The 16,481-nt window shown below is 70.8% G+C and carries 17 protein-coding genes; 10 read left to right on the forward strand and 7 right to left on the reverse strand.

Annotated features, from left to right (window positions below; genetic code table 11):
- Window positions 1-62: 62 nt before the first annotated feature.
- The 3 genes from KIK05_RS44625 to KIK05_RS44635 all read right to left on the reverse strand — a co-directional run bounded on the left by KIK05_RS44625 (window position 63) and on the right by KIK05_RS44635 (window position 2,509).
- Entirely contained in the window at window positions 63-614 is a 552-nt protein-coding gene (locus KIK05_RS44625; protein ID WP_214417000.1) for a signal peptidase I, read from the reverse strand.
- Window positions 615-631: 17 nt separating this feature from the next.
- Complete coding sequence (locus tag KIK05_RS44630) at window positions 632-1,201, reverse strand: hypothetical protein (protein WP_214417001.1); 570 nt, start codon at window positions 1,199-1,201, stop codon at window positions 632-634.
- 126 nt (window positions 1,202-1,327) lie between these two features.
- Window positions 1,328-2,509 (reverse strand): RCC1 domain-containing protein, encoded by a 1,182-nt coding sequence (locus KIK05_RS44635; RefSeq protein ID WP_214417002.1) that lies wholly within the window; start codon window positions 2,507-2,509, stop codon window positions 1,328-1,330.
- Window positions 2,510-2,827: 318 nt separating this feature from the next.
- On the opposite strand from KIK05_RS44635, the gene KIK05_RS44640 reads away from it, so the two are divergent.
- The 5 genes from KIK05_RS44640 to KIK05_RS44660 all read left to right on the forward strand — a co-directional run bounded on the left by KIK05_RS44640 (window position 2,828) and on the right by KIK05_RS44660 (window position 7,213).
- A complete protein-coding gene (locus KIK05_RS44640) occupies window positions 2,828-4,105 on the forward strand; it encodes an MFS transporter (protein ID WP_214417003.1) in 1,278 nt (425 codons plus the stop codon).
- Window positions 4,106-4,197: 92 nt separating this feature from the next.
- On the forward strand, window positions 4,198-4,659 hold the full coding sequence (locus tag KIK05_RS44645) for a MarR family winged helix-turn-helix transcriptional regulator (RefSeq protein WP_214417004.1): 462 nt from the start codon (window positions 4,198-4,200) through the stop codon (window positions 4,657-4,659).
- Window positions 4,656-6,080 carry an MFS transporter gene (locus KIK05_RS44650; RefSeq protein WP_308250411.1) on the forward strand — a complete coding sequence of 475 codons (1,425 nt, stop codon included), beginning with the start codon at window positions 4,656-4,658 and terminating at the stop codon, window positions 6,078-6,080. Before KIK05_RS44645 ends, KIK05_RS44650 begins: the two co-directional genes overlap by 4 nt.
- Window positions 6,034-6,597, forward strand: a complete 564-nt coding sequence (thpR, locus tag KIK05_RS44655) for an RNA 2',3'-cyclic phosphodiesterase (protein ID WP_214417005.1) — start codon at window positions 6,034-6,036, stop codon at window positions 6,595-6,597. Before KIK05_RS44650 ends, thpR begins: the two co-directional genes overlap by 47 nt.
- A gap of 178 nt (window positions 6,598-6,775) precedes the next feature.
- Entirely contained in the window at window positions 6,776-7,213 is a 438-nt protein-coding gene (locus KIK05_RS44660; RefSeq protein ID WP_214417006.1) for a hypothetical protein, read from the forward strand.
- Between the two features lie 63 nt (window positions 7,214-7,276).
- Here KIK05_RS44660 and KIK05_RS44665 read toward each other — a convergent pair whose 3' ends face one another.
- Window positions 7,277-8,248: an aldo/keto reductase gene (locus KIK05_RS44665; RefSeq protein ID WP_214417007.1), complete on the reverse strand. Its 972-nt coding sequence runs from the start codon at window positions 8,246-8,248 to the stop codon at window positions 7,277-7,279.
- Window positions 8,249-8,416: 168 nt separating this feature from the next.
- Here KIK05_RS44665 and KIK05_RS44670 point away from each other — a divergent pair, with 168 nt between their 5' ends.
- Window positions 8,417-9,514, forward strand: a complete 1,098-nt coding sequence (locus KIK05_RS44670) for a hypothetical protein (RefSeq protein ID WP_308250412.1) — start codon at window positions 8,417-8,419, stop codon at window positions 9,512-9,514.
- A 34-nt stretch (window positions 9,515-9,548) separates the two neighbouring features.
- Here the strand turns inward: KIK05_RS44670 and KIK05_RS44675 are convergent, their stop codons facing one another.
- The 3 genes from KIK05_RS44675 to KIK05_RS44685 all read right to left on the reverse strand — a co-directional run bounded on the left by KIK05_RS44675 (window position 9,549) and on the right by KIK05_RS44685 (window position 11,574).
- Complete coding sequence (locus tag KIK05_RS44675) at window positions 9,549-10,466, reverse strand: hypothetical protein (RefSeq protein ID WP_214417008.1); 918 nt, start codon at window positions 10,464-10,466, stop codon at window positions 9,549-9,551.
- Between the two features lie 163 nt (window positions 10,467-10,629).
- A complete protein-coding gene (locus tag KIK05_RS44680) occupies window positions 10,630-11,022 on the reverse strand; it encodes a hypothetical protein (protein ID WP_214417017.1) in 393 nt (130 codons plus the stop codon).
- A gap of 138 nt (window positions 11,023-11,160) precedes the next feature.
- Entirely contained in the window at window positions 11,161-11,574 is a 414-nt protein-coding gene (locus KIK05_RS44685; RefSeq protein ID WP_214417009.1) for a VOC family protein, read from the reverse strand.
- 202 nt (window positions 11,575-11,776) lie between these two features.
- On the opposite strand from KIK05_RS44685, the gene KIK05_RS44690 reads away from it, so the two are divergent.
- Genes KIK05_RS44690 through KIK05_RS44705 form a run of 4 tightly spaced genes read left to right on the forward strand, consistent with a single transcriptional unit; the run spans window position 11,777 to window position 16,234 of the window.
- Window positions 11,777-12,796 (forward strand): NAD-dependent epimerase/dehydratase family protein, encoded by a 1,020-nt coding sequence (locus KIK05_RS44690; protein ID WP_214417010.1) that lies wholly within the window; start codon window positions 11,777-11,779, stop codon window positions 12,794-12,796.
- Window positions 12,797-12,816: 20 nt separating this feature from the next.
- Complete coding sequence (gene lhgD / locus KIK05_RS44695) at window positions 12,817-14,001, forward strand: L-2-hydroxyglutarate dehydrogenase (RefSeq protein WP_308250413.1); 1,185 nt, start codon at window positions 12,817-12,819, stop codon at window positions 13,999-14,001.
- Between the two features lie 23 nt (window positions 14,002-14,024).
- Entirely contained in the window at window positions 14,025-14,726 is a 702-nt protein-coding gene (locus tag KIK05_RS44700) for a response regulator transcription factor (protein WP_214417011.1), read from the forward strand.
- Window positions 14,723-16,234, forward strand: a complete 1,512-nt coding sequence (locus KIK05_RS44705) for a sensor histidine kinase (protein WP_308250414.1) — start codon at window positions 14,723-14,725, stop codon at window positions 16,232-16,234. The genes KIK05_RS44700 and KIK05_RS44705 overlap by 4 nt, the downstream gene beginning before the upstream one ends.
- Window positions 16,235-16,481: the final 247 nt, after the last annotated feature.

The following is a 16,481-nucleotide window of genomic DNA, read 5'->3' on the forward strand; positions in this document are numbered from 1 at the left end:
GCCGCCGTCGATCCGGGGCGGCTGCCGTCTTCTTCACCTCGCCGGCCCCGCGGCCGGCGAGGTCATGCGTCGCCGTCCTCCTGGGAGGGAGCGTCCGGGCGCCGGGTGGCGAGCCAGGCGAGGGCGAGCAGGCCGAGCGCGGTCAGGGCGAGCAGCTCGTACCGCGCCTGTCGCCACCACAGGACGGGCATGCCGATCCAGGGAACACGGAGCCGTCCGATGCCGAGGATGTTCCTGGCCGGCGAGGCCGTGGAGTCGGGCCGGGGGTTGGCGTCGCCCGCGGTGACGATCCGGCCGTCCGGCAGGACGCGGTGCACGCGGTGGGTCAGCAGCCGGTCCGGGTCGGCCGGGTCGCGGAGGAGCACCACCTGGCCGGCGACGAGCGTGCGGGCGGGGATGTGGTCGTAGACCACGACGTCGCCAGGGTCGATGGCGGGGCCCATCGACCCGGTGAGGATCACGGTTGCCTGCCAGCCGGGGAGCAGCGTCGGAAGCTGTGACCAGGTGAGCAGGCCGACGAGTACGCCGAGGGTGGCACGCGCCGCAGCGGACCCGGCGACCTGGATCCGCCGCGCTGCCCGGCGGGGCTCGCCGGCGGTGGGTGTGGGGTTCACCTGCCGTTTGAGAGTGATCAGCTGTTCTGCGCTTCCCAGACGAAGTTGACGGTCGGTGTGGAGCCGCTCTCGGTCGACGGTGGAGCGGCGTTGCTGAACGTCCAGGTGAAGCGGTAGGTGAGGTCCTCCGGTGGGGTGCCCGTCAGGGACCACGGGCCGACGCCGGTGGCGAAGTTCGTGTGGTTGGCGGTGAAGTCCGCCAAGGTGCCGTTGTAGGCGGTGCCACCGGTGGGATTGAACGCCGCGCAGCTGGCGAAGGTGCCGCCGGTACCCTCCTCGATCTTCAGGTTGATGTACGGGCTCACGTCGGTGGTCGGCGGGGCCGTGATGTTGGCGTAGAGCTTGACCGCGCTGGGGACGCTGGCGGTCGAGGTGACCTTGATGCAGTGGCTTCCGGTGTTGCCGGGCACCATGTTGGTCACCTGGAACATCGGGACGCCGCCGCTGTCGTTCGTCAGGTTGACGGTTCCGACCGACCAGGTGTTACCGGGGTTGGTGGTGGTCCCGATGAAGCTGGCGTTCGATGCCTGCCATACCAGCACCCCGCTGAGGAGCAGCCCAATTGGCATCGCAAGAAATTGGGACATATTGAGTCTTGTGCGTTGCTTAGCCACGTCAGGTCTCCGGCATCGTGATCCACTTCGGTGTCTGCTTTTTCCCCTGACGAAAAGGACGCCAACATGCACTTCCCGTAAAACACCGATCATCTCCCGCTAAGCAAGCGACAGGGTCATGAAAGCATCGGGTCCCGTGGCGACGAGGCTTCCGGAGAAGCCGGATATCTGAGTAGGGGTCGTCGTGCTCACGGTGTCACCGAGGCCGAGCTGGCCGGAGGAATTGTTCCCCCAGCACCAGACGGTGGCGCCGCCGCGCAGGCCGCAGGTGTGCGTGGAACCCGCGGTGACGGAGGCCCAGGTGCTCACCACGTCGACCTGCGCAGGGCTGAGGCGGTTGGTGGTGTCGCCGAGGCCGAGCTGGCCGAAGGCGTTGTTCCCCCAGCACCACAGGACTCCGTCCTGCAGGCCGCAGCTCTGCGCGCCGCCCAGGGCGGGCGCGCCCTGCCAGGCTTTGGAGGGGCCGACCTGTGCGGGAATGAGGCGGTTGACGGTGTCGCCCACGCCGAGCTGGCCGGAGGAGTTGTTACCCCAGCAGAACAGCAGGCCGTCGGTACGTACCGCGCAGGTGTGCGCAGTGCCCGTGCTCACCGACTTCGCGGGAAGAAGGAGCACCTGCGTCGGGAAGGCGCGATTGGTGGTGCCGCCGACGCCGAGCTGGCCGCTGGAGTTGTCGCCCCAGCACCACACCGTGTTGCCCTGCTGGACGCCGCAGGTGTGCGAGCCTCCGGCCGCGGCCATCTGCCAGCGGGAAAAGGCGCCGACCTGCGTCGGGGTGGAGCGGTTGACGTTGTCACCGAGGCCGAGCTGGCCGGAGGAGTTGTCGCCCCAGCACCACAGGGTGCCGTCGGTGCGAAGGGCGCAGGCATACTTGTTCCCGGTGGTCACCGAATTCCACGTCGTGACCGCGCCGACCTGCACAGGGACCAGCCGGTTGGTGGTGTCGCCGAGGCCGAGCTGGCCGGAGGAGTTGTTCCCCCAGCACCACAGGGTGCCGTCGCTGCGGACGGCACAGCTGAACGCCCCGCCCGTGGCCGGACCGGCCCAGGTCGTGTCGGACCCGACATGCACCGGGCTGACGCTGTCGGCGGTGTTGCCGATCCCGAGCTGCCCCGAGTCGTTCCTGCCCCAGTCGGTCAGATTGCCGGTGGGGTAGACCGAGGCCGCTCTCCAGGTTCCGGTGGTGGACGTCTTGCCGGAGAAAACGGCGAACGCCGTGGTCGCGGGCATGATGCCGGCCAGGGCCGCGAGGGCGGCCGTCCAGCGCCTGCGAAGGACCATTTCCGTATTCTCCATACAGCGGAAACACCATCGTTGATCATCGGACGTCACGCTAGCAGGAGGGTTCAATTGAGATGAGTGAGCGGTCCGTTGGCGTGTCGTGCGGACGAAACCCGATATGTCGCCGCTCGATAATTCATCGGGGCGGTGGGGTCTCTTTAGCCTGCTGCGGAATTGCTGTGGGACGGCGCGGGATCCGGTTCCGTGCTCCTGCGGGCAGAGGCGGCCGGGCGCCGGGCGGGAAATGAATTGCGTTGTGCGGTCGGTGTGGCTAGCCTCGAATGCTCCTTTTCCCTGCCTTGGATCGGATAGATAGTCATGTCGTGGCGCGCTCTCGCCCGTCGCTTCCCCGTTCTCGCGATCCGGGACTTCCGGCTCCTGCTCGCCGACCGTCTGATCGCACCGGGCGCCTTCGCCTTCTCGACGGTCGGCGTGTCGTTCGCGGTGCTGGACATCACCGGGTCCACCGCCGACCTGTCGTACGTGCTCGCCGCCCAGATCGCGCCGTCTCTGGTGTTCACGCTGATCAGCGGGGTCGTGGCCGACCGCTTGCCCCCTCAGCGGGTCATCGTGGCCGCGAACATCATGATCGCGATCGGCGAGGGCGGGCTGGGTCTCCTCGTGCTGACCGGCCAGGCCCTGCTGTGGCAGATGATCCTGCTGGAGATGCTGACCGGTGTCGGCATGGCGGTCTTCTGGCCGGCGTCGCAGGCGTTGCTGCCCAAGATCGTGCCCGACACGCTGCTGCAGCAGGCCAACGCCGTCAGCAGGCTGGCCATGAACGTCGCGACGACCGGCGGGGCCGCGGTCGCCGGCATCGTGGTGGCGGCCATCGGACCGGGGTGGGCCCTGACCATCTGCGGCGCCGGGCTGGTGAGCACCATCCCGCTGCTTCTGTCCATCAGGGCCACCGGCCACGAGCGGGTCGAGAGCGCCGGCATGCTGAGAGAGCTGCGCGACGGCTGGTCGGAGTTCATCTCCCACACCTGGCTGTGGGCGATCACCGCGCAGTTCTGCTTCACCCTGATGGCGTGGTACGGCGGGTTCCAGGTGCTCGGCCCCGTCGTGGCGAAGGCCGAACTCGGCGGCCCCGCGGCGTGGGGGGCGATCACCGCGGCCGAGGCGCTCGGCCTGATCGTCGGCGGTGTGTTGTCGCTGCGGTTCACCCCGCGCAGACCCATGCTCTTCGTGGCGGCCATGGGCGGAGCCATAGCGATCATGCCGCTGTCCCTGGCGATGCACTGGGCACTGCCGGCGGTCTGCGTGGCCGCGGTCGTCCTCAATCTGGCGATGGAGGTCATGATGGTGCAGTGGAGCGTGGCGCTGGCCCGGAACGTTCCGCCGGAGAAGCTGGCGAGGGTCTCGGCCTACGACGCGCTCGGATCGGTGATGGCCATGCCGCTGGGGGCGCTGGTGGCGGGGCCGATGGCGGCCAAGGCGGGGCCGGCGGCCACGCAGTACGGCGCCGCGGCGCTGATCGTCGTGGCGGCGGCGCTGACCCTGCTGTCCCGTGAGGTACGCACCATGCGCTCGTCCCCGGGAGTGTCCTCGGAGGTCGGCGGGCCGTCCGCGTCCGCCACTTCGGCACCGCAGTGACCGGCCCGAAAAGGCGCTCAGCGCATGACGGAAACGACCCCCGCCGACAGGAATCATGACGTGTCGTATATAGTTAGCAAAGGTAATGACTCATGCTAACGAACACTCCAAAGACGGGGCGCCCGGCGGATCTGCGCAGCGACGCCGCCCTGGCGTCCGCGCTGCGCGTCTCGCTGGCGCGGCTGACCAGGCGGCTGCGGCGGCAGGCCGGAGCCCACACACTGACCCCCACACAACTCGCGACGCTCGCCGCCGTCGAGCGGCATTCAGGGATAACCCCTGGCGAGCTGGCCGAGCTCGAAAAGATGCAACCGCCCTCGATGACCAGGGTGATCGCCGCCCTGGAGGAACGGGGACTGCTTGCTCGCACCCCGCATCCGACCGACCGGCGACAGGTGACCGTCAGCGTGACGGAACCCGGCCGGGCGCTGCTGAAAGAGGAACGCCGCGGCAAGGAGGCCTGGCTGGCCCAGCGGCTGAAGGAGCTCACTCCCGAGGAGCGGGCGACGCTGCGGGCCGCGGCGCCGATCCTGGAGAAGCTGTCCCAGATGTGACCCCGGGCGCGGTGGACGACGAGCCGGCCGACCCTCTCGAACGGGACGCGCGTGCCGTACAGGACGCGCCACCCCTGTCGAAGGCCGGCGAGGCGGCGGAGATCGCCGAGGTCCGGGAGGTCGAGGCGGAGGAGACCCGGGGGGCCGAACCGGTCGCCCGGTCGCGGAGCGGCATGTTCCGGTCGCTGCGCAACTACAACTACCGCCTCTTCGTCTCCGGCAGCGTGATCTCCAACGTCGGCACCTGGATGCAGCGCACAGCCCAGGACTGGCTGGTCCTGGAACTGAGCCACGGCAGCTCCGCCGCCCTCGGCGTGACGACGGCCCTGCAGTTCCTGCCGGTCGTGGTCTTCGGCCTCTGGGGCGGCATGCTCGCCGACCGCTACCCCAAGCGGCCGCTGCTGATGGTCGCCCAGTCGCTCATGGGCCTGCTCGCCCTGACGATGGGCCTGCTCACGGTGACGGGCCACGCCCAGATCTGGCATGTGTACGTCATGGCGTTCATGCTCGGCCTGGTCTCCTGCTGGGAGGTGCCGACGCGGCAGTCGTTCGTCGTGGAGATGGTCGGCCGTCAGGACCTCTCCAACGCGATCGCCCTGAACAGCTCCACCTTCAACCTCGCCCGGGTCGTCGGCCCCGCCGTCGCCGGCGTGCTGATCTACGCCATGGGCGGCACCGGGCCGATCTTCCTGCTCAACGCCGCGTCCTTCGCGGCGGTGATCGGCGGGCTGTTCCTGATGCGCAAGTCGGAACTGCGCACGCCCGAGCCCCTCGCCAGGGCCAAGGGACAGCTGCGGGAGGGTCTGCGCTACGTGTGGCGGCGGCCCGAGCTGCTGCTGCCGATCCTGGTCGTGCTCTTCGCGGCCATGTTCGCCACCAGCTTCTCCATGAGCATCGCGCTGATGTCCAAGCAGGTGTTCGGCCAGGACGCCTCGTCGTTCGGGGTGGCGTCCAGCGTCTTCGCGATCGGCGCGCTCGGCGGTGCGCTGCTCGCCGCGCGACGGGCACGGCCGACGCCTCGCCTGCTGATCGGTGGCGGGATCTGCTTCGGCCTCGCCCAGATCGCCGCGGGGCTCGCCCCGGCGTACCCGGTGTTCCTGCTCCTGCTGGTGCCCGCCGGCATGGCCATGATCACCACGAACACGGCGGCCAACTCCTCGGTGCAGCTCGCCGCGTCACCGGAGATGCGGGGCCGGGTCATGGGAATCTATGTCTTGGTGTTCACCGGTGGGGCCCCCATCGGCGCACCACTGATCGGCTGGGTCGGCGAGATGGCCGGGCCACGCCTCGGAGTCGTGATCTGCGGGGTCATGTGCCTGGTCGGTGTCGGCCTCGCGACCCTGCTCACCAGGTTCGCCTCGGGAAGGACGCGCGGTGCGGTTGTTCGTGGCGTTGTCGCCTCCCCCGGAGGTGCTCGCTGAGGTCGGCGCGGCCGTCGGCTCCCACCGGGAGGCGTGGCCCGAGCTGCGCTGGGTGGCGCCGGAGACCTGGCACGTCACGCTGTCGTTCTTCGGAGAGGTCGGGCAGGAGGTCCTGCCCGACCTCTCGGCGCGCCTCGAACGGGCGGCCGCACGCCACGCACCCATGACCCTGTCGTTCGAGGACGCGGGCGCGTTCTCCTCGGCGGCACGGGCGCGGGTGGTCTGGCTCGGCGTGCGGGGAGGAGGCCCCGGCCTCGGCCGGTTGGCCGCCTCGCTGGCCGCCGCCGCACGGCGTGCCGGGGCCGAGCACGTCGACGACAAGCGCTTCCACCCCCACCTGACACTCGCCCGCGCCCGCCCGCGCGGCGGCGTCGACGTCCGTCCACTGGTCGGCTCCCTGGCCTCCTTCGCCGGTACGCCCTGGCACGCCGACGCGGTCCACCTCATCCGGTCCTATCCAGGGCCGGCTCCCCACTACGAGACGGTGGGGTCCTGGCCACTGGCCGGGCGCGGCTAGGCTCAATCTCGTGGACCGTCCCCGTCGCTGGCTGCTGCCGATGGTGCTCGCCCTGCTCGTGATCATCGTCGTGATCGGCGCCCTGCTCACCTGACCGGTCGCGGCGAGAGACGCCACGGCCGTTTCCGCGCTCCTTGCCCAGCTCAGCGGACCGGCGGGTGCTGTTATGGTGACCGGCGTGGCGCACTTTCTCGCTCTTGTGCTCGTGGACGAAACGGAATCGGATCCGATCGCGCGGGCCGAGCGGATGATGATGGCGTTCTGGGCCCCCGACTTCGTCGACGACGAGACGGGCCTGGAGCTCCCGAACGTCAAGTGCGACGGGTTCACGGTCGGCGGCAGGTTCGACGGCGTCATCTGGGGCAAGGAGCAGCACCACGACCTCGCGCCGCAGGAGTACCAGCGCAGGTACGGCCTGGACGTGGTCCGGCCCGAAGACAACCTCAGGCCCGTGCGGGAACTCGTCCCCGACCTTCTTCCCTATGCGCTCGTCACGCCGGACGCGCGATGGTCCGATCGGAGCGGGAAGTCGGAGCAGGCCTGGTCGGAGGAGTTCCGTTCCCTGCTGGCCGACCACCCTGATCGTCTGGCCGTGGCCATCGACTGTCACTGCTGAACGCGTCCCCGCCGGGCCGGGTTCGGGGCGGCGGGGACGCGATCGCGGTGCTGGGCCGGGGTGTTACCAGGCGTACGCCTCGGGGGCGGTGCCGCCGACGCCGGGGAAGATCTCGTCGAGGCGGGCGAGCGCCTTGTCGTCGAGCTTGATCTCCAGGGTCCGGACGGTGTTCTCCAGCTGCGCGAGCGTGCGGGGGCCGATGATCGGGCCGGTGACGGCCTTCTGCGCGAGGAGCCAGGCCAGCGCGACGTTCGCCGGGTCCTCGCCGAGCTCGTCGCAGAACGCCTCGTACCGCTCGATCTTGTCGCGGTGCTTCTCCAGCTCGCCGAGGATCCTCTCGGACGCCGAACGACCCTTGTCGATCTTGCGCAGGATGCCGCCCAGCAGGCCGCCCGCCAGCGGGCTCCACGGGATCACGCCGAGGCCGTAGTCCTCACAGGCGGGCAGGACCTCCAGCTCGGTCGCCCGGACGATCAGGTTGTAGTGCGACTGCTCGGAGACCAGCCCGAGGAAGTTGCGCCGCTTGGCGGCCTCCTGGGCCTTGGCGATGTGCCAGCCGGCGAAGTTCGACGAGCCGACATAGATGATCTTGCCCTGCTGGCGCAGGACCTCCATCGCCTCCCAGATCTCGTCGAACGGGGTGTTCCGGTCGACGTGGTGCATCTGGTAGATGTCGATGTAGTCGGTCTGCAGCCGCTTCAGCGAGGCCTCGCAGGCCCGCCTGATGTTCAGCGCCGAAAGGAACGTCTCGTTCGGCCAGTCACCCATCGAGCCGTACAGCTTGGTCGCGATGACCGTCTTCTCCCGGCGGCCGCCGCCCTTGGCGAACCACCGTCCGATGATCTGCTCGGTGACCCCCTCGCCTTTCTTCCAGCCGTAGACGTTGGCCGTGTCGAAGAAGTTGATCCCCAGCTCGTGAGCCTTGTCCATGATGGCGAAGGAGTCCTCTTCGGAGGTCTCCGGGCCGAAGTTCATGGTGCCGAGGCAGAGACGGCTCACCGAGAGGCCGGAGCGTCCAAGGTGTGCGTATTCCATGTCTTCACCCTAAGCACCTGGAGTGCACTCCAGCCCAGCCCCGTTTCGGGGATTCCTGTCCGCCGGTTCCGAGCGGAGCGTCTCTCGACCAGACTTATCCCAAGTCCAGCCCCGGCCAGGTGTCGTCGCTCCGGCGCGCCGTCGCGTCGATCGGGGCATGATGAGCGAGTGGGGAGCACACGGGTGGGCGCGGTGGCACGGATCCTGACGGCTGCGGGGTTGGTGCTGGGCGGCCCGCTCGCGGCGGCCGCTCCGGCCCGGGCGGACCAGAGCGTGGTCACCGCCGCGAAGCCCCGGGGCGGCGACAAGGAGCGACTGCTGTTCCGCTTCAAGGACCCGCGGATCGACGAGTCGAGCGGCCTGGCCGTCTCCCGGTTGCACAAGGGGGTCGTCTACACCCACAACGACAGCGGGGCGGGGCCGCAGTTCTATGCCGTGGGGCCCGACGGCGCGACGCTGGCGACGTTCACGGTGGCCGGGGCGCAGGCGCGCGACTGGGAGGCCATGGCGGCGTCCGTCGACCCGTCGACCGGCCAGAGCGTGCTGTGGTTCGCCGACATCGGCGACAACCTCAACGGCGCCTGGCCCGACTATTCGATCTACAAGGTGGCCGAGCCCACCACGCTGCGCGACTCCACCCTCCAGGCGACCCGCTACCGCTTCCGCTACAAGGACGGCGGCCGCAACGCCGAGGGCATCATGGTGCACCCGACCACCGGCCGGCTGTACGTCGTGAGCAAGGAATTCTCCGGATCGGTGTACGAGGCGCCCGCGAAGCTGCGCACCGACAAGATCAACATCCTCCGCAGGGTCGGGGACGCGCCCATCATGGCGACCGACGCGGCCTACGCCCCCGACGGGTCGAGCTTCGTGATCCGCACGTACTTCTCGGCGTCGCTCTATCGTGCGCCCGGCGAGCTCATCAGCAAGGTCACCATGCCGGCGCTGGAGCAGGCCGAGTCGATCACCTACACCGCCGACGGCAAGTCCCTGCTGACGGGCAGCGAAGGCCTGCACAGTCCCGTGTACCAGGTGCCGCTCCCGGCCGCCGTCGCGGCGTCCGGCGGCGCCACCGCCACCCCGGCGCCGACGCCGTCGCACGGCGCCCGGCCGTCCCGGGTGTCAGGAGTGCCCGACGCCTCGGCCTCCGGCGCCGCCGCCGGCGACAAGGACGGCGGGGTGCCGGCCGGGCTCATCGCCCTGTGGGTCGGCGTCGCCCTCGGCGCCACCGGCATCATCGCCGCCATCGCCCGCCGCGCCGGCTGACGCGGCGGGCCTGTCACCGTCCGCCGAGGGATCCTCAGTGGGCCGGGCGTGGGAGGGGCTGGTCCGGCAGGGGGTCGAGGGGAGCGTTCTGCGACGGCCGGCCCTGCGCCGGGTGGGCCGGCGCGGGCTGGGGCTGAGCCGGGTGGGCCGGTGTGGGCTGGGGCTGAGCCGGGTGGATCTGCGAGGGACGGGGATGCGAGGGACGGGCCGGCGGGGTGGCCGGGTGCCGGGGTTGCGGGAGTCCAGGGCAGTGGCACGTCGTGCCGGGGAGCTTCACCTTCACTCCGGGGGCGGAGCAGGCGATCTCGACCGAGTCGAGGAAGCCGCCGGCGCTCGGCGAGCCTGAGGCGGCCTCGAGGGAGATGCGGGTGACCTTCTGACCCCGGGGGACGCGGTAGACCCCCGTGTGGTGACCCCACGTGCCGCCGTCGGCGATGTCGCCGCTGATCTGGCCCAGTGGGATCTGGACGGTCCCGGACGCGCCCGGCGCGCCGATCCTGACCTGGATCACGTCCTTCTCGTTCGCGCCGACGGACCGGGCGCGGTGCGCCAGCCGCCACACCAGCACGCTGCGTGGTTCGGTCGCGATGTCCTGGTAGAGGGCGGAGGGCCGGGTGCCGTTGAGCTCGGCGAACTGGCTGCCCGAGTCGGCGACGACCTCACTGCCGGCGGGGCCCGCGTTGCCCGGCGCCCAGATCTCGATGAGGCCGTCCGGGGCGGTGGTGTGCCAGCCGGAGCCGTCCTTTCTGAGGTTGCCCGGCCCCTGAAGGCCGGCCGGCTCCTCGAAGCCTCCGTTGCCGAGGACGCACGAGGCGGGGGCGGCGGGCTGCGGCGACGACCGCACCGTACGGGCCGAGGCGGGCGCCGCGGTGAAGGTGAGGGCCGGAGCCGCGAGGAGCGTGGCGGTGGCCGTCAGGGCCACCGTTCCGGGCAGTGTTCGGGCTTTGGTCATGAACTTCCCCTCGTCGAATGGAACGCCCCGCGAAGGCCGGGGCGGGAGGGCACGCCAGAACACCAGTGCGGATCATGTCCCGGCGTGCCCGTCGAGGTATGCCCTGCCGGAACGTGCGGGCCGAGGGCGGCGGGGGAATCTTGGGCGGCGGCTCCCCAGGGTTTTACCTGGGTGATCTTCTTTGTCGTGAAGTGTCCATGCGGGCGACGAACGGCTCGCCGCGCAGGGCCTGCTCGACCAGCTCGATCGAGGCGGCGAGCTCGACGAGCCGTGGGCCCTCGCGACGGTAGACCGACAGGACCGCTTCGATGGCGTGCGGCGGAAGGTGCTCCTTCAGGTCGACGGCCGCGCGCCGGTAGCCGTTGCGGGCCGCCTCGACCGCCGACTCGACGTGGTGGCGGGCCATGCGCGCGAGCGCCAGCGGGTGGCGCCGCAGCACGCCGTACGCGCGGTAGTCGGGCGGTACGGCGTCGAGCAGCCAGGCCACCGCCGAGGACTCCCACTCGGGACTCCCCGGCGGAAGAACCTCGACCGGCCACCCGGGCGGAACGTACACGTCCACGGCAGCGAGTGTATCCGAATACTTGTTCGACCTCTTTGTCCGGACTGGTGCCCTACCGCCCTCCCGTCGTACGACGGCGCCGATTCCGCCGTACGACAATTCCGCCGCCCCGAGAAGGGGCCCTCATCGTGGCTATTCGGCGTAGGGCTGGTCCTCTCCCTGGGCGCTGTAACCGAGGCTCCAGATGTAGCCGTCCGGATCGGCGAAGGTGCCGCCGTAGCCGCCCCACGGCAGGGCGCCGGCGGGCTTGAGGATCGTGGCGCCGGCCTTCTCGGCCTCTGCGATGATCTCGTCGACCCGCGCCTCACTGCGGACGACGTAGGTGAGGACAAGCCCGCTGAAGCCGCTGCCTTCCGGGCTCGTTCCCACCAGGTCGGCCAAGCCGTCCCGGCCGTAGAAGCCGACGGGCGAGGCTCCGTCGGCTTCGAAGAACACCGAGACGCCGTAGTCGTTCTTGATCTTCCAGCCGAGCCCCTCGGTGTAGAACCGCTTGGCCTGGTCCATGTCGCGGACACCGAGGAGGATCGAGCTGACGTGCGCCTTCATGCCTTGTCTCCTTCGTGCGTAAGGGAACGTGCACATGAAGGTCACGCTACGAAGGGCTCCGGGGTCGGCGCTTCTTGAATCCTGACCGGTTTGGCTGGTTCTGTCCGGGTGCCACCGAGATCCGTGACGCCGGGCGTCGCATATCGGCCTGATCCTCGCGTTCTTCCTTTCTCTTGGCATTGCCAAGCGCTAGCTTGCCTGCATGCGGGTTGTGGTGACCGGGGCGTCGGGGTTCGTGGGCTCTCATACGGTGGTCGCGTTGCGGGCGATGGGGCACGAGCCGGTGCTCCTGGTCCGCGATCCCGGCAAGGCGGTGAAAGTGCTGGCCCGTCTTGGTGTGAACGACGGGCTGGAGACCTTCGAGGCCGACATCCGGGACGCCGACGCCGTACGTGCCGGGCTGGAGCGTGGTGAGGCCGTGGTGCACGCCGCCGCCGAGGTCGGAGTGACCGGGCACGGTGGCGACCTCGCCGGGCCCAACGTGCAGGGGTTGAAGAACGTGCTGGGTCAGGCCGCCGGCCTGGGCCTCGACCCGGTGGTCCACGTCTCCACGATGGCGATCTTCGTCCCGCCGCGCGACCCCGTCATCACCGCCGCCAGCCCGCTGTCGTCCCCCCGCACCGACTACGGCCGGACGAAGGTCGACGGTGAGCGCTACGCGAGGTCGCTGCAGGACGACGGGCACCCGGTCACGATCGTGTACCCGTCGGGGGTCGTCGGACCGCACCAGCCGACCGTGGACTCGCTGGTCGAGGGGTTGCGGGCGGGCCTGGTCCAGGGCTGGCCGATCACCTCCGGCGGCGTCGGCGTGGTCGACGTGCGCGACCTCGCGACGGTGCTCGCCCGGTGCGTGGAGCCCGGCGCGGGGCCGCGCAGGTTCCTGTACGGCGGTCACTTCCTGCGGTGGTCGGAGCTCGCCGACGTGTGCGACGAGGTCACGGGCCTGCGGTGCCGCCGCTTCCCGGCGCCCGCCGCGCTCCTGCGGGCCGCCGCCGCCGTCCTGGACGCCGTGAGGAGGGTCAAGCATCTGGACTACCCTCTGACCAGGGACGCCGCCGAGGTGATGGTGTCGATGGTCCCCTTCGACGACGGCCCCGCGCTGGAAACGTTCGGCGTGCGCCCGAGGCCCGTCAGGGAGAGCGTCGCCGACACGCTGCGCTGGCTGGCCGAGACCGGTCACCTGGCGCCACAGCATGCCGGGCGTCTGGCGCCCTCTCCGTAAAGCGGGGAAGATATCAGCTTGTGAGTGAGCAAATCGGGATCATCGGGGCAGGCATCCTGGGGCTGGCCGTGGCCCGGGAGCTCGCCGCGCGCGGTGCCACGGTGACCGTCCTGGACAAGGAGGACCGCGTCGCCGCCCACCAGACGGGCCGCAACAGCGGCGTCGTCCACGCCGGCATCTACTACACCCCGGGCTCGCTCAAGGCGCGGCTGTGCCGCGACGGCGTCGCGCTGCTGCGCGAATACTGCGCCGAGCACCACATCCCGTACGAAGAGGTCGGCAAGCTCGTCATCGCCTCGACCGGGGCGGAACGGGCCGGGCTCCGGCGCATCGCCCAGCGCGCCCGCGAGAACGGCGTGCCCGGCATCGCCGAGCTCGACGCGCTCGCACTGCGGGAGGTCGAGCCGTACGCCGTCGGCGTGGCCGCCGTCCACAGCCCCCACACGGCGATCGTCGACTTCCCGGCCGTCGCGCGCCGCCTCGCCGAGGACGTCACCGCGCTCGGCGGGTCGGTACGGCTGTCGCACCCCGTCCGGGCGCTACGGGAGACGGCGGGCGGCGTCCAGGTCCTGGCCGGGGACGCGCGGCTGACCTTCGACCGGCTGATCTCCTGCGCCGGCCTCGGCTCGGACGCCATCGCAGCCATGGGCGGACACGCCGGCGACGTACGGATCATCCCGTTCCGCGGTGAGTACTACAAGCTGACCGACTCGGCCAAGGACTTCGTGCGCGGCCTGATCTACCCCGTGCCCGACCCGCGCTACCCCTTCCTCGGCGTCCACCTCACCCGCCGTATCGACGGCGAGGTACTGGTCGGCCCCAACGCCGTGCTCGCCCTCGCCCGCGAGGGCTACTCCTGGCGGGACGTGTCGCCGCGCGACCTGCGCGACATCCTCACCTGGCCCGGCACCCGGCGGATGGCCGCCAAGCACTGGCGCACCGGTGTCGGCGAAGTGTACGGCTCACTGGCCAGGAGCGCGTTCCTCAAGGCCGCCCGCCGCTACGTCCCCATCCTCACCGCGCAGGACCTGGTGCGGACGTCCGGCGGAGTGCGCGCCCAGGCGGTCGGCCGGGACGGCGGCCTGGTCGACGACTTCGTCGTGGACGTCCACGGCCGCGTGATCCTCGTGCGCAACGCCCCTTCGCCGGCCGCCACGTCGAGCATGGCGATCGCCCGGCACATCGTTTCTTTCATCCCTGCTTAAGGAAATCAGGCCACTATAGGGTCGTGACCGAATCGCCTGAAGCCCGATTGCTGATCGTCGAGGACGACCCGAACATCCTCGAACTGCTCTCCGCCAGCCTGCGGTTCGCCGGTTTCGAGGTGACCCCCGCGGCGAGCGGGGCCGCAGCGGTCGAGGCCGCGCAGCGCCGACGTCCCGACCTCATCGTCCTCGACGTCATGCTGCCCGACATGGATGGATTCGACGTCGTACGGCGACTGCGCGGCGGAGGCGCCCACACTCCGGTGGTGTTCCTGACCGCGCGCGACGCCACCGAGGACAAGATCAGAGGGCTCACGCTGGGCGGGGACGACTACGTGACCAAGCCGTTCAGCCTCGAAGAGGTCATCGCGCGTATCCGGGCCGTACTGCGCCGCACGGCGGGTGACCCGATGGCCCCGCCGCCCCGCATGACCTTCGCCGACATCGAGCTCGACGAGGAGAGCCATGAGGTGTGGCGGCGCGGCAAGGTCATCCCGCTGTCGCCCACCGAGTTCAAGCTGCTGCGCTACTTCATGGCGAACGCCGGGCGGGTGCTCTCCAAGGCGCAGATCCTCGACCACGTGTGGGACTACGACTTCCGGGGCGACGCGGGGATCGTCGAGTCGTACGTCTCGGTGCTCCGGCGGAAGATCGACAACTCCACCCCGCGGCTGATCCACACGCTCCGCGGTGTCGGGTACGTCCTGCGCACCCCGCCGACGTGACCCCGTCCTCCCCGCGACGGAGCCCGCGCCGGGTCGTCGCGTCCCTCTCGGCGCGGACGCCGCTCCGGATCAAGCTGATCGCCACGATGCTCACCCTCGTCGCGATCGCGCTCGCCGGCATCGGCGTGAGCAGCGTCTCGATGCTGCGCGGCTACCTCGTCGACCGGGTCGACGCGCAGTTGGCGATGTTCGCCCAGGACACCGTGCGACGCCTCCAGCGCGGCCCCGGCCTCGGCGCCCGCGTGCCGCCCGAAGGGCTCGTCCAGGTGCGCGACACGGCCGGAAGGATCATCACCTCGGTCGCGGGGCTGGAGAGCGAGAACCGTCCGGGGCCCGTCCTGCCCGACCTCACCGCCACGCCCGGCTGGGAGCCGCAGACCGTGCCCGCCGCGTCGGGCGGCGGCGAGTGGCGTGTCCGGCTGCTGCCGGTCCTCGGCGTGGGCAGCGTGCTGATCGCGATCGACCTGTCCACGGTCAACCAGATCACCGGCCGGCTCGTGCTCAGCGAACTGATCGGCGGCGGCGTCGTCATGCTGGTCCTCGCGCTGTTCGGCGTGGTGATCGTGCGCAGGAGCCTGCGCCCGCTGGTCGAGATGGAGCACACCGCCGCCGCCATCGCGGCCGGTGACCTCGGCAGCCGGGTCCCCGACCGCGACCCGCGCACCGAGGTGGGCAGCCTCGCGGCCTCGCTGAACGGCATGCTGGCCCGGATCGAGGCGGCCATCCGCGACCGCGAGATCTCCGCGGCCGCCGCGCGCGCCTCCGAGGAACGCATGCGGCGCTTCGTGGCCGACGCCTCCCACGAGCTGCGCACCCCGCTGACGTCCATCCGGGGATACGCCGAGTTCTACCGGCAGAACCCCGCGGGCGACCCCGTCCGGCTCATGCGCCGGGTGGAGGACGCCGCCGCGCGCATGGGCGTCCTCGTGGAGGACCTGCTGCTGCTCGCCCGCCTCGACCAGCAGCGTCCGCTCACCATGCGGCCCGTCGACCTTCTCGCCCTCGCCGCCGACGCCGTCCAGGACGCGCGCATCCTCGACGGCGACCGCGACATCGCGCTGGAGGTGGCCGGGGACGTGGCGCCGATCGTCTCCGGGGACGAGGTACGGCTGCGGCAGATCGTCGCGAACCTGATGAGCAACGCTCTCGGCCACACCCCTCCGGGCACCCCGATCCGGCTGCGCGCGGGTACGGCGGGCGCCTCCGCGTTCCTCGAAGTGATCGACAAGGGCCCGGGCCTCGCGCCCGACCAGGCCGAACGCGTCTTCGAGCGCTTCTACCGAGCCGACCCGTCGAGATCCCGTTCGGCGCCGGCGAGCCGGTTCGAGCAGGCCGAGGGAGAGCCGGGCGTGACCAAGGCCGGGGGCAGCGGGCTGGGGCTCGCCATCGTGGCCGCGCTGGTCGCCGCCCACGGCGGCACCGTCACCCTGGAGACCGCCCTCGGCGCCGGGGCGACCTTCCGCGTCGCCCTTCCACTGGCCCCGGACGTGCTGCCCTCGTCGGCGTGATCGCCGCCTGACCCGTTCCGGTTGGTGCTGGAGTGTTTCGGGCTGGTGGGAGCCGGTGGTTGCCTGCTCCGGCGGCATGGCCGCTGGTCAGAGGCTGTTGGCGGTGATGTCGCCGTTGGAGGTGGTGGCGTGGATGTGGAGTTCGGGGGTGCCGTTGTTCTTGAGGGTGTTGGTGATGCGGCCGTGGGTGGTGCCGGCGTCGAGGGTGGCTGAGATGCCGGCGGCGGTGGTGACGGTGATGTCGCCG

The organism is Sphaerisporangium fuscum, assembly GCF_018531465.1.
Taxonomy (GTDB): domain Bacteria; phylum Actinomycetota; class Actinomycetes; order Streptosporangiales; family Streptosporangiaceae; genus Sphaerisporangium; species Sphaerisporangium fuscum.

Coding starts and splice junctions, on each gene's coding strand:
- KIK05_RS44630 (WP_214417001.1), bottom strand. CDS start 1,201: ATGTCCCAATTTCTTGCGATGCCAATTGGGCTGCTCCTCAGCGGGGTG.
- KIK05_RS44635 (WP_214417002.1), bottom strand. CDS start 2,509: ATGGTCCTTCGCAGGCGCTGGACGGCCGCCCTCGCGGCCCTGGCCGGC.
- KIK05_RS44640 (WP_214417003.1), top strand. CDS start 2,828: ATGTCGTGGCGCGCTCTCGCCCGTCGCTTCCCCGTTCTCGCGATCCGG.
- KIK05_RS44645 (WP_214417004.1), top strand. CDS start 4,198: ATGCTAACGAACACTCCAAAGACGGGGCGCCCGGCGGATCTGCGCAGC.
- KIK05_RS44665 (WP_214417007.1), bottom strand. CDS start 8,248: ATGGAATACGCACACCTTGGACGCTCCGGCCTCTCGGTGAGCCGTCTC.
- KIK05_RS44675 (WP_214417008.1), bottom strand. CDS start 10,466: ATGACCAAAGCCCGAACACTGCCCGGAACGGTGGCCCTGACGGCCACC.
- KIK05_RS44685 (WP_214417009.1), bottom strand. CDS start 11,574: ATGAAGGCGCACGTCAGCTCGATCCTCCTCGGTGTCCGCGACATGGAC.
- KIK05_RS44690 (WP_214417010.1), top strand. CDS start 11,777: ATGCGGGTTGTGGTGACCGGGGCGTCGGGGTTCGTGGGCTCTCATACG.